A 16363-nucleotide genomic window follows, 5' to 3' on the forward strand; every position below is an offset into this window, starting at 1 on the left:
ATGAATAAACAGATTAAACAAATTGGCAAGCCACGCTTGCTTATCATAGGTTGTGGCGACGTGGGCATGCGCCTCTTGCCATTATTGCGCCAGCATTTCCGCATTTTTGCGCTGACCAGCCAGGCTGAACGCTGCACAGAACTACGTACTGCCGGCGCTACTCCCTTGCTGGGTAACCTGGACCAGCCTGATACACTGGCCCGCCTCAAGGGCCTGGCAGAGTATGTGGTTCATCTGGCACCACCACCCTCAGAAGGCAAGGCTGACAGGCGCACACAAAATTTGACCGCCATTTTACCTGACAAGAGCCGCCTTGTTTATATCAGTACGACAGGCGTGTATGGCGACTGTGCGGGAGCCTCGTTTGATGAGACCCGCAGCGTAAAGCCTCAAAATGCCCGCGCACTGCGCCGCGTGGCGGCAGAAAACTGTTTGCGGGCCTGGGCCAGGCGCAGTCAATCCTGCCTGTCCATCCTGCGCGTGCCTGGCATCTATGCGGCAAACCGCCTGCCACTGGAACGTTTGCACAAGGGCACGCCCGCATTGCTTGAAGCTGATGATGTATATTCCAACCACATCCACGCAGATGATCTGGCGCAATTGATCAAACTGGCCTTGTTCCGGGCGCTTCCCAACCGTGTTTATCATGCTGTCGATGACAGTGACATGAAGATGGCTACTTACTTTGACCTGGTCGCTGATGCGTTTGCTCTACCGCGCCCGCCACGCTTGCCGCGTGCTGAACTGGCGCAGCAGGTCAGCCCTGTATTATTGTCTTTCATGTCAGAATCGAGACGCATGCAAAACCAGCGCATCAAACTTGAACTGGGTGTACGCCTGCGCTATGCCTCGGTGACAGAGGGCGTCGCGGCAGTGGTGGCTGCGGTCACGAGCGGTAAGGTGATATAGAAGCAGGAACCGAGATTTTCTGTACTGCTGAAACCGATCTGCCCGCCCATTTTTTCTATCATGGTCTTGGTCAGGCTAAGACCCAGGCCGGTACCGGCATATTTGCGGGCTGCCTTGGCATCTTCCTGAGTGAACTTCTGGAAGATGCTGCTCTTGAATTCTTCTGAAATACCTATGCCATAGTCTTGTACTTCTATGCGTACCTGATTCTGGTCGTGATTCAGCGTGACGCGCACATCAATTTTTCCATGCGGTCGCGAGAACTTGATGGCATTCGACAACAGGTTGGACAAGACCTGTACAAAACGTTGCGAATCTACTCTGACCTGGGCAGCAGGATCTACTGGTGAGTCATACTGTATGCCTATGTCAAAACTTTGCGCATAACCAAGGTTGGACTGCAAGCTGCTCTCTATCAGTTCGGCCAGGGGCAGGGTCTCGAAGTGGAACTGCATGCTGCCATATTCGAGTTTTTCAAAGTCCAGCAAATCATTGATGAGTGCAGTCAGGCGCTTGGCATTGTCGTTGGCCATGACCAGCATGGACTGCGCTTTTTCCGGAATACTCCCGGCAACGCCACCTGCCAGAAGGCCCAGCACGCCTCGGATAGAAGTCAGCGGCGTGCGCAACTCGTGTGACACGGCAGAGACAAATTCGTTTTTGAGTTTTTCTACCCGTTTTTTCTCTGACAGGTCATGCACGATGATGACATACAAGACCTGCATGCCAAGGCGCACACGGGTAATGGCCAGCTCTACTGGTACGTCATGACCATCTTTTTGCCTGGCCAGCAATTCTTTGCGCTCACTTTTTCCTGCAACCTCAAATTGTCTTTCACGATTGGTCGTGTGCAAATGGGTGGTCAGGAATTGCAGCGACTCAGGGTCAGGGAAAAGGCTGAACATGTTTCTGCCATGCAGGCTGCCATGCGTATATTTCAGCAAGACTTCGGCAGAACGGTTGGCTGATTCTATGATGCCATGTTCATTCGTGGTCAATATGCCTTCTGCCGCATTGTCGAGTATGGTACGCAACCTTTCTTCACTGTCGTGCAGCTCTGCCGTTCTTTGTGCGACCAGACTTTCTATGCCAAAAGTATGAGCTGTTGCGACCAGCAGGTAGGCGCCCAGCAGGCCTGTGAACAGCAGGCCGCCTATCATGGTGATCCAGGTGATCCAGGCAACATGGGTGCGCCAGTATTCTGATGAAGGTTTTGCCAGTAATGCGAACTGTCTGCCACCAAAGTTGATGGTGGTTTGGAATAAATAAGTCGGGGTCAGCCCGCTGATTTCATCGATGAATATGCCTTTCTTGCCAGGGTAGGAAAGATCATAAAATTTGATGCGCACACTGCGCATGTCTTCATTGGACAGTATCTCCCTGACGACGTCTGCCATACGTATCATGCTGACAGCCGTTCCGGAAAAAGCAGCTTTCCTCTGTTCCATGGTTTCTTGCGGTTTGCCATTTTCATAGACTGGCGCAAACAGCAGCACATGCAATTGTTCCCTGCCATCGGTCTCGCTGGAAATTAATGGGTCGGTGACTGTCAGGTGGCCACTGTCACGCGCATCCTCTATGGCAATCCTGCGGGCGGTGGTAGAGCCCATGTCATAGCCAAACATCTGATGATTATCAAAAAAAGGTTCTATGTACCTGATGGGATAATATTCATCCCTGATACTGACTTCCACGAGCTGATTAAACTCATTCATCTCCTGTATCTGGTAATTGGCGAAACCTTCACGTAATACGGTGACTTCAAAGTTTTCGCGGTGTTGCAGATCTACCTTTGGCACCCAGGACAAGAAGGAGATGGCTTTCTGGCTTTGAAGGGTATGACTGACAAAGGTGGCAAAGTCATTGCGGCTTACCTGTATGGAGCTGGCATACAGACGCTCGATATTGCGCATGATGTCGGCGTGTGTATCAAGCTTGTTTTGCAGGTTCTGGCCTATGCGTTCAGCTTTCAGGCGGAATTCAAGTTGCTGTTTTTGTTCTTCGCGGTAACGGGTAAAGGTAAATGCGGTAATCACCAGCAGCAGGCAGATCAACAGCGGGACCAGCACGCTCCAGCGCCTGGCATACCATATCTCACGTGGCTTGCCATAGATCACCATGATGATGGGGGTGATCGTTAAAACACCAAAGGTATCGCCTACCCACCAGCCTATCCAGTTATTGAAAAAATCCTGCCAGGGGATGACACCAAGAGCGACCAGCGCAGTGACGCTGATGCTGGCGTTGATGAGACAGGCAACTCCGCCGCCATAGATAAAAAACTGAAAAATAGCCCTGTCTGTATCCAGCGCCAGGTTGTCATGCAATTTCTTCAGGATCAGCTTGCAAGCTACCAGGGTTTGCAGGCTGGCACCAGCAGCGACGATGGTTGAGGCAATCAGGGCATTGGTATTGATGTTGCCAAAAATGTTCAGGTTAATGAGTAAATTGGCAACGAAGGCACCGATGGCTACACCGGGCAAGAGGCGGTAGCCTCCGGTAAGCACCATGCCCAGGGCAACACCGGCAGAAGGATAGATGGCGATGGAATAGCCTGGCGGGATGGCAAGCAACAGGGAAAGGCGTCCAAGTGCCGCATACAGTATGGCAAGCACCAGCATTTGCCATAGTAGTTGTCGCGTATCACTTTCCGGTGTTGAACGCATCCCCGCCTTCCCAGAAAACTAAGCTAGATCAGTGATGAAGTGACTTTCAGAACCTCATCTGCCGTGGTAACACCTTCGATGATCTTATATGCGCCTGCAATGCGCAAGGGTTTCATCTCATCCTTGATGCTTTGGGCACGCAGGGCATGGATATCGGCATTCTCAGTGATCAGTTTGCTGAAAGGCAGGGTGACTGTCAGTAATTCATACAAGCCTGTACGTCCCATGAAACCGGTCTGGCGGCATTCCGGGCAGCCGACGGGTTTATAGATTTTCTCGGGTTTGCTGATGCCCCAGCCCTCAGTGAGGGTGTCCCAGACAGCATCCTGCAGTTCACCTTCGGGAGATTTACAGTGGATGCACAGGGTCCTGACCAGGCGCTGGGCCAGGATGCCTATGATGGTTGCTTCCAATAAATAATAAGGCACACCAAGTTCCAGCAGACGCATGATGGCTGAAGGCGCGTCATTGGTATGCAGGGTGGATAAGACCAAATGACCTGTCAGTGCGGCCTGTATGGCCATCTCGGCAGTTGGCAAATCGCGTATCTCACCGACCATGATGATGTCAGGATCCTGACGCATGAGGGCGCGTATGCCATCAGCAAAACTCAGGTCGATGGCAGACTGTACCTGCATCTGGTTGAACGAGCCCTCTACCATCTCGATAGGGTCTTCGACGGTACAGACATTCACGTCGGGTGTCGCCAGCGCTTTGAGCGTCGTGTACAAGGTAGTGGTTTTACCGGAACCGGTAGGTCCGGTGACCAGGATAATGCCATGTGGCTTGCTGGTCAGGTGATCCCAGCGTTTTGCATCATTGATGGGGAAACCGAGTTCGGGCAGGGTCTTGACCACAACTTCAGGATCAAAAATACGCATGACCATTTTTTCGCCGAACACCGTAGGCAGGGTGGACAAACGCAGTTCCACCTCCTGGCCTTCACTGGTACGGGTTTTGATACGACCATCCTGCGGACGACGTTTTTCGATAACGTCCATGCGGCCCAGCAATTTGATACGGGCTGTCATGGCGATCATGATGGTGGCTGGTACCTGATATACCTGGTGCAAGACACCGTCGATACGGAAACGGATGACGGAAATATCGCGTTTGGGCTCGAGATGGATATCCGAGGCGCGCTGATCAAAGGCAAATTGCCACAGCCAATCGACGATATTGACGATGTGCTGGTCATTCGCATCGACCTGCTTATTGGTCTTGCCTATCTCTATCAGTTGCTCAAAGTTCTGACGCAGGTTGGCGTCATTCTTGTTCGACTTGCGCGCATCCTTGATGGATTTGGCCAGTGAGAAAAACTGCACGATGTATTGCGAAATTTCCAGCGGGTTCGCCACCACCAGGCGAATCTCCTTGCGGCTGAATTTCAGTATTTCATCCTGCCATTCGGTATTGAATGGCTCTGAAGTCGCAACGACAATGACATTGCCCGTGGATTCCACAGGCAGAATGTTAAAGCGGGTCGCATAAGAGGCCGACATCACATCGGATACGCTGGTGAAATCTATCTTCAGGGGATCAATGCGGTAAAAAGGTAAATTTACCTTGGCGGCCGCCCATTCCGTCAGCCAGTCCAGCGTCAGTAAAATATGCGGTGAAATGGCCGAATGCAATCTGGCCTGTGCAACTGCAGTCAGGGGATGCATGCTGGCCGGACCGTTTTTCAACAAACCCTGGGTCGCGTGGAACTGGGTCTTGGCTTCTTCCTTGGGGATGATGCCATCGGCCATCAGCCAGGTAAAAATTTGTTGCAGGTTCAGGCTGCGGTGTGCTGGTTTATTCATGCTTGGTGACCGTTTTCATCAAATTATTTTGACATTATTTGGGATCGCAGGCTGCCTTGAGCCCATTGACCCAGGATTTTGCAGGCATTTTGGTGCTCGCCCTGATCTGTTCCGCTTTTTCGTACAGCTCAGGGAAATTCAATTCGGGCTTGCGTTTGAACGCCAGGGCAACCACATTGCCATCGTGGACTTCTGGCAGGCATAGCACAGTGTCAAAGGCAAAGCGCATGGCTTTAAGGTTGCGTGCATAGCTGGGGTGGTCGCCAAACAGGTTGACGGTCAAGATGCCATCGTCTTTCAGGCAATTTGCACAGGCCTGATAAAACTCAGCACTGTCGAGCACCGGGCCACGGGCAGTAGCATCATATAAATCCACCTGCATGGCATCTGCATGCCCATGATTATTGTCATCGTTGACAAAGTCCATGGCATCCATTTCCAGCACCTGCAGCCGCTCGTCATTGGCAGGTAATTTGAACATGCTTTCGCAAATGGCGATAACAGACGGATTAAGTTCTACCGTGGTGACTGCGGCATCTTCGAAATGACGGTAACAGAACTTGGTCAGTGCACCGGTGCCCAGTCCCAGTTGCACCAGTTGTTGTGGCGTATCGATGAACAGCATCCAGGCCATCATCTGTTGCGCGTATTCGAGTTCTATGGCGTCGGGCTTGCGCAGGCGCATGGCACCTTGCACCCATTCGGTACCGAAATGCAGGAATCGTACCCCATCCATTTCGGATAAGGTGACAGGAGCAAATTTGGGTTTGCGGTTGGCCTTCTTCGGGGCAGCGGCGGTGGGGCCAGAGCGGTGATTGGCCTCGGCTTCTATGGATTTTCGTTTGATCAGCATCCGCTTATTTTAACCTTCATAGTGTGTGTCGAAAGCAAATTTACATTTTCCATACAAGTTGTAATGAATTTTGACGGAAAAACTTGAGGAAGGAGTTACTTTTACGCAATTATACTTGCGCGAACTTGCCTGATGCTTCGCTTGTGGAAACTATATTGTCAGTATGGCTATGAAAGATGCCTCTGAGGTAAAATCCCATCTTGCCCAAATTGACACATACGTTCATTTATTTCCCCGTTTTTCACATGAAAAATAAAAAAACAGCCGTTGCTGCCTTCATTTTTGTCGCCTTGCTCGGCCTGTCCGCTTTTTTCCTGTTTGGCCGTGAACCCCTTGATCCTGCCAAGCCAGAGGTTTTCAATGCCGATACTGCCATGCTGGCAATTTTTGGTACATATAATGAAAAGCATCAAGGGGTCTTGCTCCCTGAAAAAAATACTGCAGCCTGGGATATGGGGCAGGCCGATACCTTGGCCACGGCCCTGCTGGCGGGCACCTATACCGAGGCTGGTAAAAAGAAAGCCGTACTGGTCGTGCAGCGTCAGCAAATTCTTGACGGTGTTGTGGAAGAAAGCCATGCGACCGCTCCAGTCGTCTCTGTGTATATATTCGCCTTTAACGGCAAACAATGGCTATTCGAAAAGGGCAAGAAAGAAGTCGCTGCCTATGGCGCAAATGGCATGGCACCGATGGCCAACCTGATCCGCCTTGGCAAGGACAAGTTTGGTCTCTTGTTTGAAGGTGGAGACATGCATCAGGGCTATACCAATGACTATGCCTTCATCGTGTCCTTGAGCGACGCCAAACCCGTCATCGCGCTGGAATTGAACATGGGCGAAAGCAATAGTGGCGCCTGTACCGATGATGTGGAAGAACAGGGCCCAATGATGCAGGCATGCTGGGAAAATATCGGCAAGCTCAGTTTCCTGCAGAATGCCACTGATGAGTACTATACCGTCAAGCTGAGCACGACAGGCAATAAACCGGAGGGTGACAAGCCGCCATCAGCAGCCAGGCAGCAGGATACTTATTTTGTCCATACAAGTAATACCTACAAGGCCAGCAAAGACCAGCGTCTGAAGACCGCCAGTCCGGTTGCTGAAGAGCTGATCAAAAATGCTGGTGAAATGAAAAAACAGAAGCCTCCTGTCGCTGATGCGGCAAACAAGCAAGGCGCTTAGCACATCAAGGTTTGCATGCTCTGATAACCTGATATCTTCAGCCAGGTGCAGGCTGCAGTCCGGCCTGCCAGTCGAGTAATTTGTCTGCAAAACTGCGTGTTGCGTGGGCGGGGGAGGATGAGGGTAGTATCAGCGTCTGGTACCCGTGTTGCTGGAAGTAAGTCGCCATTTTTCCTGCGGTCTGGCCATTGAAGCAAAGCTTGCGCAAATGCGGATGTGTTGCCCGCAAGCCGCTGAAGTCATTGAGTTTGCCCTCGCGTATGGCTGAGTCAAGGCTGCCTGCACGCACGCAGGAATGAAATACATCCCATAAACCTATGCCATGCGCCAGCAAAGTTTGCAGGCGCTGTTCATAATCAAGAGTGACCAGGTCTGTTGCCAGAGAGGCTGAGACCAGTCGCCAGAACTGGTTTTGCCTGTAGGCATAATATTGCGTTGCCGTGAGTGAAGCAGCGCCAGGGAAACTTCCCAGTATCAGGGTATGGGTGTGCTCATTGATGACAGGAGGGAAGCCCTGCAATACAGGGGCTTGCGCAAGTGGGTTCGATTCTGGTGCTTTCATAAAGCTGTAATTGGCCGGTGCCGTTTGCATGGAAAAACTTTGTGACAAATTTCATGATAACTGATGACAAAGCTGTCTGGCTGTTTACGTCTTGCTGGGCTATTCTTGAAGCATGACAAAAGCTTCAATTTAATTTGCAGTAGAATGGGACAGGAGGTGGAGTGATGAAATTGATGACAAGTGCAATATTGCTGGCAATGGCGATGGCGACACAGGTACAGGCTGGCGAAGTGAAAGTGACCTGGCAGGAGCCGGAGAAATATACGGATATTCGCCCAGGCAATGAATCCAAATCAGGCTTCCAGGAACGCATGATCAAGGAGTTTGATCAAATATTTGCCGACCTGGCAAAAAAACTGCCCGATGCGTATCAGTGGGACATCACAGTCACTGATGTTGATCTGGCTGGCGACGTACGCCCGTTTTACCGTAACACCGTTGGTGATATACGGATCATCAAGGATTTGTACTGGCCGCGCATGACTTTGACTTTTGACTTGAAGGACGAAAAAGGCAAGAGCATTGCTTCGGGTACAGAAAATATCAAGGACATGAATTTTCTGATGAGATCCGCTCTGGCTACCGGTAATTCTGCCTTCCGCTATGAAGAGCAGATGCTGCGCGACTGGTTCGCCAAACAGCAGCGTGACAAGATTTTCCCTTCACGCTGAACACGATGCATAAAAAAACGGACTCAATATGAGTCCGTTTTTTGTGCTGTAGAGATACTGACTACTTGCTCAGCAACATCTCATTGAGACGTTTTACAAATGCACTTGGGTCGCTGAGGTTGCCACCTTCAGCCAGCAAGGCCTGGTCAAACAGCAGGTGTGACCAGTCGTCGAACTTGTTGACTTCATACTTGAGTTTCTGTACCAGAGGATGATCAGGGTTGACTTCCAGTATAGGCTTGGACTCTGGTGCAGCCTGACCTGCAGCCTTCAGCATGCGCGCCAGGTTGCCAGACAAATCATGCTCATCTGCGACCAGGCAGGCCGGTGAATCCGTAAGACGGAAAGTCACACGCACATCCTTGGCCTTGTCTGCCAGGGCTGTTTTCATCTTCTCGACCAGGTCTTTGAACTCGGTCTGGGTTTCTTCATGCTGTTTCTTTTCTGCTTCATCTTCCAGTTGGCCCAGATCCAGGCCACCTTTGGCGACGGAAGCGAGTTCCTTGCCTTCGAAATCATTCAGGAAGGACAGCATCCATTCATCAACGCGGTCAGTCAGCAACAAGACTTCCACGCCTTTCTTGCGGAAAATTTCCAGGTGTGGGCTGTTCTTGGCAGTGGCATAGCTTTCTGCCGTGACATAGTAAATCTTGTCCTGGCCTTCTTTTGCGCGGCTCAGGTAATCCGCCAGTGAGACATTTTGTGCATCGCTGTCATTGTGGGTAGATGCAAAGCGCAGCAATTTGGCGATACGCTCCTTGTTGGCATGATCTTCACCCACGCCTTCTTTCAGGACCTGGCCAAATTCTTTCCAGAAAGTCGCGTACTTGTCTTTCTTTGCTTGTGTATCATCGCCATCCGCATTTGCCAGGTCTTCCAGCATGCCCAGCACGCGCTTGGTCGAACCTTCGCGTATCGCCTTGATGTCGCGGCTTTCCTGCAGGATTTCACGTGAGACATTCAAAGGCAGGTCATTCGAATCAATGACACCTTTGACAAAGCGCAGGTAGACTGGCATCAGTTGTTCTGCATCATCCATGATGAAGACGCGTTTGACGTAGAGCTTGATACCACCACGTTTATTGCGGTCCCACATGTCAAACGGTGCGCGTGATGGGATGTACAGCAATTGTGTATATTCGCTGCGGCCTTCAACACGGTTATGCGTGTGGGTCAGCGGTGCGGTGTAGTCATGCGACACGTGTTTGTAGAACTCATCATATTGCTCAGGCGTGATGTCAGACTTGCTGCGTGCCCACAAGGCACTGGCCTGGTTGATGGTTTCCAGTTCGTCTTTCAAAACCTGTTCTTTCTTCTCTTCGTCCCATTCTTCTTTCTGCATCTTGATAGGCAGAGAGATATGGTCGGAATAAGTACGGATCACGGATTTGAGTTTCCATGCAGACAGGAACTCGTCTTCGCCTTCACGCAGGTGCAGGGTGATGCTGGTGCCGCGGCCTTCCTTGACGATGTCTTCTACACTAAAGTCACCTGCACCTTCGGATTCCCAGCGTACAGCCTGGTCTGCAGGCAGACCGGCGCGGCGGCTTTCTACGGTGATGCGGTCGGCAACGATAAAGCCGGAGTAAAAACCAACACCAAACTGGCCTATCATGGCGGCATCTTTTTGCTGGTCGCCAGACAGTTTGCCAAAGAATTCCTTGGTGCCGGATTTGGCGATCGTGCCCAGGTGTTCTATCGCATCAGCCTTGCTCATCCCTATGCCATTGTCGGCAATGGTGACGGTACGTGCTTCCTTGTTGAAACTGACCTGGATTTGCAACTCAGGATCGTTTTCAAACAGGCTGGCATTATTAATGGCTTCAAAACGCAGTTTGTCTGATGCATCAGAAGCATTCGAGATCAGTTCACGCAAAAAGATTTCCTTGTTTGAATACAAGGAGTGAATCATCAACTGCAAAAGTTGTTTGACTTCGGCCTGAAAGCCCAGGGTTTGTTTTTCTGACATGGTTTCCCTCAAAGATTTCTTTAGTAGTATTGGCAATTGCTTGCCTGCTGCTGTTTTTGTAACATTGTTTGCAACATTGCTTGAGCAGAGGGAAGGTGAGGCCGCTTTGACAGATTTCAAGATGATTGTTTAAAAGACATGGCAACTCGGGTTGTGCTTGCCTTCCAGCATGAATGTTTGTATTTTTTGCAAAATTTCACTAGACTTCGCTGTAGTAGTACCTGTATCTCTGAACTTTTCATGGACATGGAGTAGCCGTAATGTTGCTTAAAGTAGCGGGTGTGCTCTGTTTCATTTTCCTTTGCGGGTATGCGCCTTTCTTGAAAGCGGCTAATCTCTATCTGACTGACGTCGCTCCTTTTGCTTTCTCCAAAGATGCCAAGGGTACTTATGACGGCATCAATGTGCGCATAGCCAATGAATTGCGCAGGAGATCCGGCGTCCCGCTGGAGCTTGTGGTGGTGCCCAGCGCCCGCCATGTGGTGATGTTCCCAGCAGATAAAGAGGCTTACAGTATTTCCCAGGCAGAAAATTTCAGTGAGCAGGAAGGTATCCTTTTGAGCGAGGTTACCCAGTTTCCGATTATGGTGATTGCGCCGCGCGGGGCCATACTCAGAAATTATGATGACCTGAATGCCCTGTCCATGGAAAAAGGCATAGGCATGATGCGCAGGCTCAGTTATGGCACGTTTGGCCAGGATGAGCGCGTCAGGAAGGTAGAAATCAATACACTGGAGAATGGCATGCGCATGCTGGAAGCTGGGCGCATATCGGGTATCGTTGGCAGCCAGCCCGCTATCCTTGCGGCGGCAGAAAAAATGCGTCGGCAAATTTGTTAGGCCCCGGCTTGGTTATTTCTTATGGCTCACATGTCATGCGTGTGCGGCCAGAGTTCGCTGCGAGTGCAACTTCCAAAACCATTAGTGCGACTTTGCTGGCCATGAAAAATGATGGCAGCATCGCACGTATACTCGACGACATTCTAAAAGACCTGAAGGCGGGGTTGTCAGCCGCAAAATAATCTCCCTGTCACCTGATTTCGGGCTTTTATCACAAGCCTGTATTGCCTGAGTCTTGCCCTCCTTAAAATCCATCCTGTTGTTCAATTCTGGAAATCCTGCCTGCCTTGCGCGGCAGCTCACTGTCTCGCTAAAATTCTGCCATCACATGTCCAAGTTCGCTTTAAAAAATAAATTCCCATCGCCTGGCTTTGTGCGCCAGGCATGTATGAAAACCAGCATGGCCGGGATCGGAGCCTCGCTGCTTATGAGTAGCACCGCATTGCGGGCTGCTGATGTAGTTAAAGTCGAAATCACGAAGAGTGCAGATGCGATACAAACCGTTGAGGTGGGCGGGCCCGGAGCAACAGCGCAAAGAAAGAATGACACTGCCGCAAAAATCGTCGTCAACGCCGCTGAGCTGATGCAATATGGTGACACGCAATTGTCTGCTGTATTAAAACGCCAGCCCGGCATTTCTGTCGTGGGAAATGAATTGCGCATGCGTGGCCTGGGTGCAGGCTATACGCAGATATTATTGAATGGCGACCCGGTGGCACCGGGATTTTCCATAGACAGCATTGATCCTGCGTTGATAGAGCGTGTGGAAATCCTGCGCACCACGACGGCGGAATTCAGCGCCCAGGCGGTGGCAGGTAGCATCAACATCATCCTCAAAAAAACTGCGGGCAGTGCCAAAAAAGAGTTCAAGGCTGCAATCGCGCATAGTGAACATAACTGGTATCCCACATTGTCCCTGGAAGCGGCCGACAGACATGCAGGTTTTTCTTACTCTGTCACTGGCACTGTATCAAAAACCGGTGATGAAAATTCCCCGCAGTCACCGAGAGCATAGTGAGCCCTGACGGCAAATCCAGGGTACTGAGATTAATACAGCAAAAAAATCTGGCTGACTTTTGGCGCCTGGCGCTGACACCCCGTCTGAACTGGAGCATGGGCAATGGCGACACACTGAGCTGGCAGAGCCTGATTGATTTTTACCGCAACGTGAATTGGGGGCGTGACCATGAAACAGCGGCACCGGAAGATGCCAGTCAATATCCTGACAATAATTATCGCGCATCTTCACATACAGGTTTGTTACGCTCAGACCTGAGCTGGGCGCACAGGATAGATGCAGACAGCAAACTGAATGCGAAGCTGGGCCTGAACTACAACAAGCGCGAGACTGACTATAATTTCTATGGCTATCCTTTGGGGCAGAGCCAGGCTTTCAACCGCCATGTGGTGTCGAATGCCATAGATAGCAGTGTCAGCAGCAGTGGCAAGTACCTGAGCCGCTTTCGTGATGGCCATAGTCTTGCACTTGGTTGGGATGTCACACAAACGCAGCGCAGTGAAACCCGTGCCCAGTATGACCGGCAGCCACATGCAGCCGGGATAGATACGCTGTTTGAAGACTACCAGGCCAATGTCCGCCGCGTGGCCGTGTTTGCCCAGGATGAATGGGATGTGACTAGTCACCTGCAAGCTTATCTGGGCATGCGCTGGGAAGGTTTGAATACAGAAACCGCAGGCCGGTTGATGTCCAGCGTCCAGACCAGGTCCAGCGTATGGAGCCCGGTCATGCAATTATTATGGAAATTGCCTGAGCTGGAGAAGGACCAGTTGCGTTTTGCCCTGTCCCGTACCTACAAAGCACCCACCACGCGTAGCCTGGTACCCCGTCGCTATACGGCAAACAATGATAATGGCCCGAACAATCCTGACTTCCAGGGCAACCCGCAACTCTTGCCTGAGCTGGCCTGGGGTGCCGACCTGGCGTATGAATCTTATTTTGCTAAAAACAGCATGTTCAGCCTGTCCGCCTATGTCAAGCGGGTACAGGACGTGACGGTGCAAAACCTGTATGAAAGAAATGGTGTATGGATTACGACACCTTTTAATAACGGTAAGGCCAGGGTGATGGGGCTGGAATTTGATGCCAAATTTAGCCTGCAGGATTTGCTGCCAGCCTCAGTGCCGCTGGAAGTACGTCTGAATGCCGCACGGAACTGGTCCAGGCTGGATGCAATACCGGGGCCGGATAACCGACTGACCGACCAGGTACCATTGACTGCCAATCTGGGCATGGATTACAAGCGCAGTGAGCAACAGTCATTTGGATTTAATTTCAATCTGCAGACAGGCGGCAATGTGCAGGTCACGCCTGGTCTGCGCAACTATACGGGTGTCAGTCGCATTCTTGATTTGTATGGATTATGGAAGCTGGAAAAAAAGACGCAACTGCGCCTGTCTGTCAGTAATCTCTTGCATCAGGATGTGCTGCAGTCTTCGCAATTCAGTGATCAGGATGGGCGCCAATCACGTAGCTCGGTCACACCGGGTAGTGCCACGATACGTCTGCAGTTTGAAAAGAGTTTATAAAAAAATGGGAGAAAACATCTCCCATTTTTTTCTCAGTATTCACTCACTATTTGCTCAATATGTTCTTACTATTTGCTTATTAATTTTCTTATTATTTCGCACCCACACCTTTGAATTTTTCCGGATCAAAATCAGCAATATCGATTTTGCCGTAATGTTTTGGGGGAGTAAAAATATTTACTTTGGCATTGTCAGGTTCGCTGGCGTGGAATGATGATTCTTTTGCTTTGACCAATTGCCAGGTGTCATCCTTGCGTGAATAATTGAATTGAAATTCATTTGCCCAGCGCCAGCCGCTGCCGCCATAATGGGAAACAGTTAAACCTTTCTTGCTGGCTTTCAGGTCACCAAACGGATCGCCCATCATGCCACCACAAGTTGAGCACAACACGATTTTGTCATTCGTCTTGACAAGTTTCAATTTACCGTCGGCCTGGCGTATGACTATATGCAAAGGGCGCTGTCCTTGTTCCATATCTTCATCCGCAGCATTTTTCTTTTGTTTTTCAAGGATGAAGACATAGTCTGTCTTGTCATCACCATTCAGGTCGGCACTGGCAAAGGCCAGTAGCTTGGTGTTGGCTGTGACAAAGGGGCGCAAATCTGGGGGAATATCCTTGCCCTCGATGTAAGTACCAGCCTGACTGAACACTGGCAGCATCCCATTGACGACGAGCGCGATTTTTATGGCGAAATTTTTGGACAGGCTGATACTTTGCATGGCATTTCCTTTTATCTGAAACAAAGCAGGGGAAACGATCGTTTCCCCTGGGCGTTTTATCGCTGTTGATTGCTATAACATATTATAGCTTCTTGATCTGCATGCCTTCGGTCTTGTCTTCGACTTCATAACCCAATGCATGCAACTCTCCACGCAGACGGTCTGCCTCAGCCCAGTTCTTGGATTTGCGTGCCGCCTGACGCTGTTCAGCCAGACTTTGTACTTCTGCCGGAATCGTCAACACCGCAGGTTGCCATAGTTCCAATCCCAGGCCAAATACCTTGTCGAATTCAGTCAGCGTGGCTTTTTTGTCGGCATCCGGCAAATCGGCTTTCAACATTTCCCATACCAGTGCCAGGGCGCGCGGTACGTTCAGGTCTTCATTGATGAAGGTTGTGAATTTTTCGCGGTATTCTGCACTGACATTGCCACCTGCTGACCATGCATGGTAAGTCTCGCGCAGGCGCTGCAAGGCGGTTTGCGCGGACAACAGGGCTTCAAAGCTGAACTGCATCTGGCTGCGGTAATGCGCAGTCAGGCACAGGTAGCGATAGGCTAGCGGGTCAATATTCTGATCCAGCAGGGTTTGCAGACGCAGAAATTCACCCGTCGATTTGGACATTTTTCCAGAATCGATTTGCAGGAAATACCCATGCATCCAGAAGTTGGCCAGGCGGGTGCCATGGCAAGCCTGGTTTTGCGCGATCTCATTGCTATGGTGGATGGCGATATGGTCTTCACCACCGCAATGGATATCAAACCAGGGGGTCAGGTATTTGGCTGACATGGCCGAGCATTCTATATGCCAGCCAGGGAAGCCACGGCCCCATGGGCTATCCCATTCCATTTGACGGTGCTCATCTGGTGGGCTGAATTTCCACAGCGCGAAATCAGTCGCATGCAGTTTTTCACCGAGCTCAACACGGCTGCCGGCCTTGATCGCATCACGCTTGATACGCGCCAGGAAACCGTAGTCGTCCTGTTTGCTGGTATCAAAATAAATGCCATCGCTGGTGCGGTAGGTATAACCATTTTTTTCTATGGCAGCGATGAAATCGATTTGCTCGGCGATGTGATCGGTAGCCTTGCACCAGATGGCGGGTTCCAGGATATGCAGTTTTTGCAAATCATCCTTGAAGGCAGTTGTGAAACGGTCAGCAATCTGCCAGGCAGATTCACCGGCTTTGCGGCTACCTTTTTCCATCTTGTCTTCACCATCATCACCATCGGACACCAGATGGCCAACGTCGGTGATGTTGATGACATGGCGTACGGTATAGCCATTCCATTCAAGGGCGCGGCGTAACAGGTCTTCAAACAGATAAGTACGCAGGTTGCCGATATGGGCATAGTCATACACGGTAGGTCCGCAGCAGTACAGGCCCACCCAGTCTTTGTTCAAGGGCTGAAGGGGCGCAGGCGGCGTTCCCAGTTATCGTAGAGAAGTATGTCCATTTGTTGTGAAAATAGCTAAGTGTGAATGTAGTAGATCGTGAAAGCGGGTATTTTTTCGGCATGGGCGGACAGGCAAGGGCATCCCTTGCTGCGCGCAGCTTGCAGACTCAACAACAACAGTCTGAGTGGAAGTCTTGTATTTGTATAGATGCAGACATGCCTGACACTGATGTGTCGCCTATGCA

At 50.8% G+C, this 16363-nt stretch carries 14 protein-coding genes; 7 read left to right on the plus strand and 7 right to left on the minus strand.

Annotated elements, in window-relative coordinates; genetic code table 11:
* Positions 1-909: an SDR family oxidoreductase gene (locus tag UNDKW_RS06670; protein WP_174247571.1), complete on the plus strand. Its 909-nt coding sequence runs from the start codon at positions 1-3 to the stop codon at positions 907-909.
* Here the strand turns inward: UNDKW_RS06670 and UNDKW_RS06675 are convergent.
* The 3 genes from UNDKW_RS06675 to UNDKW_RS06685 are packed head-to-tail and all read right to left on the minus strand — an operon-like array spanning position 843 to position 6233.
* Positions 843-3575 (minus strand): CHASE domain-containing protein, encoded by a 2733-nt coding sequence (locus UNDKW_RS06675; RefSeq protein WP_162058072.1) that lies wholly within the window; start codon positions 3573-3575, stop codon positions 843-845. The two genes, UNDKW_RS06670 and UNDKW_RS06675, sit on opposite strands and share 67 nt — an antisense overlap.
* A 23-nt stretch (positions 3576-3598) precedes the next feature.
* Entirely contained in the window at positions 3599-5380 is a 1782-nt protein-coding gene (locus tag UNDKW_RS06680) for a GspE/PulE family protein (protein WP_162040344.1), read from the minus strand.
* Positions 5381-5414: 34 nt separating this feature from the next.
* A complete protein-coding gene (locus UNDKW_RS06685; RefSeq protein WP_162058073.1) occupies positions 5415-6233 on the minus strand; it encodes a spermidine synthase in 819 nt (272 codons plus the stop codon).
* Positions 6234-6478: 245 nt separating this feature from the next.
* On the opposite strand from UNDKW_RS06685, the gene UNDKW_RS06690 reads away from it, so the two are divergent.
* On the plus strand, positions 6479-7414 hold the full coding sequence (locus UNDKW_RS06690) for a hypothetical protein (RefSeq protein WP_162058074.1): 936 nt from the start codon (positions 6479-6481) through the stop codon (positions 7412-7414).
* Positions 7415-7451: 37 nt separating this feature from the next.
* On the opposite strand, the gene UNDKW_RS06695 is transcribed toward UNDKW_RS06690, so the two are convergent.
* Positions 7452-7976 carry a DNA-deoxyinosine glycosylase gene (locus tag UNDKW_RS06695; RefSeq protein WP_162061806.1) on the minus strand — a complete coding sequence of 175 codons (525 nt, stop codon included), beginning with the start codon at positions 7974-7976 and terminating at the stop codon, positions 7452-7454.
* Positions 7977-8140: 164 nt separating this feature from the next.
* Here UNDKW_RS06695 and UNDKW_RS06700 point away from each other — a divergent pair, with 164 nt between their 5' ends.
* Positions 8141-8647 carry a DUF3016 domain-containing protein gene (locus UNDKW_RS06700; protein WP_162058075.1) on the plus strand — a complete coding sequence of 169 codons (507 nt, stop codon included), beginning with the start codon at positions 8141-8143 and terminating at the stop codon, positions 8645-8647.
* A gap of 61 nt (positions 8648-8708) precedes the next feature.
* Here the strand turns inward: UNDKW_RS06700 and htpG are convergent, their stop codons facing one another.
* Positions 8709-10616: a molecular chaperone HtpG gene (gene htpG / locus UNDKW_RS06705; protein WP_162058076.1), complete on the minus strand. Its 1908-nt coding sequence runs from the start codon at positions 10614-10616 to the stop codon at positions 8709-8711.
* A 260-nt stretch (positions 10617-10876) separates the two neighbouring features.
* Here htpG and UNDKW_RS06710 point away from each other — a divergent pair, with 260 nt between their 5' ends.
* The 4 genes from UNDKW_RS06710 (at position 10877) to UNDKW_RS06720 (ending at position 14002) form a co-directional block, all read left to right on the plus strand.
* Positions 10877-11455, plus strand: coding sequence for a transporter substrate-binding domain-containing protein (locus UNDKW_RS06710; RefSeq protein WP_162058077.1), 579 nt, complete (start codon positions 10877-10879; stop codon positions 11453-11455).
* Between the two features lie 8 nt (positions 11456-11463).
* A complete protein-coding gene (locus UNDKW_RS06715; protein WP_162058078.1) occupies positions 11464-11637 on the plus strand; it encodes a hypothetical protein in 174 nt (57 codons plus the stop codon).
* A gap of 245 nt (positions 11638-11882) precedes the next feature.
* A complete protein-coding gene (locus UNDKW_RS30315) occupies positions 11883-12470 on the plus strand; it encodes a TonB-dependent siderophore receptor (RefSeq protein ID WP_232063277.1) in 588 nt (195 codons plus the stop codon).
* A complete protein-coding gene (locus UNDKW_RS06720; RefSeq protein ID WP_232063278.1) occupies positions 12470-14002 on the plus strand; it encodes a TonB-dependent siderophore receptor in 1533 nt (510 codons plus the stop codon). The genes UNDKW_RS30315 and UNDKW_RS06720 overlap by 1 nt, the downstream gene beginning before the upstream one ends.
* Positions 14003-14093: 91 nt before the next feature.
* Here UNDKW_RS06720 and UNDKW_RS06725 read toward each other — a convergent pair whose 3' ends face one another.
* Together UNDKW_RS06725 and cysS are read right to left on the minus strand one after the other, a co-directional pair.
* Entirely contained in the window at positions 14094-14723 is a 630-nt protein-coding gene (locus UNDKW_RS06725; protein WP_162058079.1) for a hypothetical protein, read from the minus strand.
* An 82-nt stretch (positions 14724-14805) separates the two neighbouring features.
* Entirely contained in the window at positions 14806-16125 is a 1320-nt protein-coding gene (cysS, locus tag UNDKW_RS06730; protein ID WP_370529095.1) for a cysteine--tRNA ligase, read from the minus strand.
* Between the last annotated feature and the right edge of the window lie 238 nt (positions 16126-16363).

It is taken from the genome of Undibacterium sp. KW1 (genome assembly GCF_009937955.1).
In the GTDB taxonomy this organism is placed as follows: domain Bacteria; phylum Pseudomonadota; class Gammaproteobacteria; order Burkholderiales; family Burkholderiaceae_D; genus Undibacterium.

Bases quoted from the DNA above. Each gene is read 5' to 3' on its own strand.
- htpG (WP_162058076.1), bottom strand. From the start codon at position 10,616: ATGTCAGAAAAACAAACCCTGGGCTTTCAGGCCGAAGTCAAACAACTT.
- UNDKW_RS06695 (WP_162061806.1), bottom strand. From the start codon at position 7,976: ATGAAAGCACCAGAATCGAACCCACTTGCGCAAGCCCCTGTATTGCAG.
- UNDKW_RS30315 (WP_232063277.1), top strand. From the start codon at position 11,883: ATGAGTAGCACCGCATTGCGGGCTGCTGATGTAGTTAAAGTCGAAATC.
- UNDKW_RS06685 (WP_162058073.1), bottom strand. From the start codon at position 6,233: ATGCTGATCAAACGAAAATCCATAGAAGCCGAGGCCAATCACCGCTCT.
- UNDKW_RS06710 (WP_162058077.1), top strand. From the start codon at position 10,877: ATGTTGCTTAAAGTAGCGGGTGTGCTCTGTTTCATTTTCCTTTGCGGG.
- UNDKW_RS06675 (WP_162058072.1), bottom strand. From the start codon at position 3,575: ATGCGTTCAACACCGGAAAGTGATACGCGACAACTACTATGGCAAATG.
- UNDKW_RS06690 (WP_162058074.1), top strand. From the start codon at position 6,479: ATGAAAAATAAAAAAACAGCCGTTGCTGCCTTCATTTTTGTCGCCTTG.
- UNDKW_RS06670 (WP_174247571.1), top strand. From the start codon at position 1: ATGAATAAACAGATTAAACAAATTGGCAAGCCACGCTTGCTTATCATA.
- UNDKW_RS06725 (WP_162058079.1), bottom strand. From the start codon at position 14,723: ATGCAAAGTATCAGCCTGTCCAAAAATTTCGCCATAAAAATCGCGCTC.
- UNDKW_RS06700 (WP_162058075.1), top strand. From the start codon at position 8,141: ATGAAATTGATGACAAGTGCAATATTGCTGGCAATGGCGATGGCGACA.
- UNDKW_RS06680 (WP_162040344.1), bottom strand. From the start codon at position 5,380: ATGAATAAACCAGCACACCGCAGCCTGAACCTGCAACAAATTTTTACC.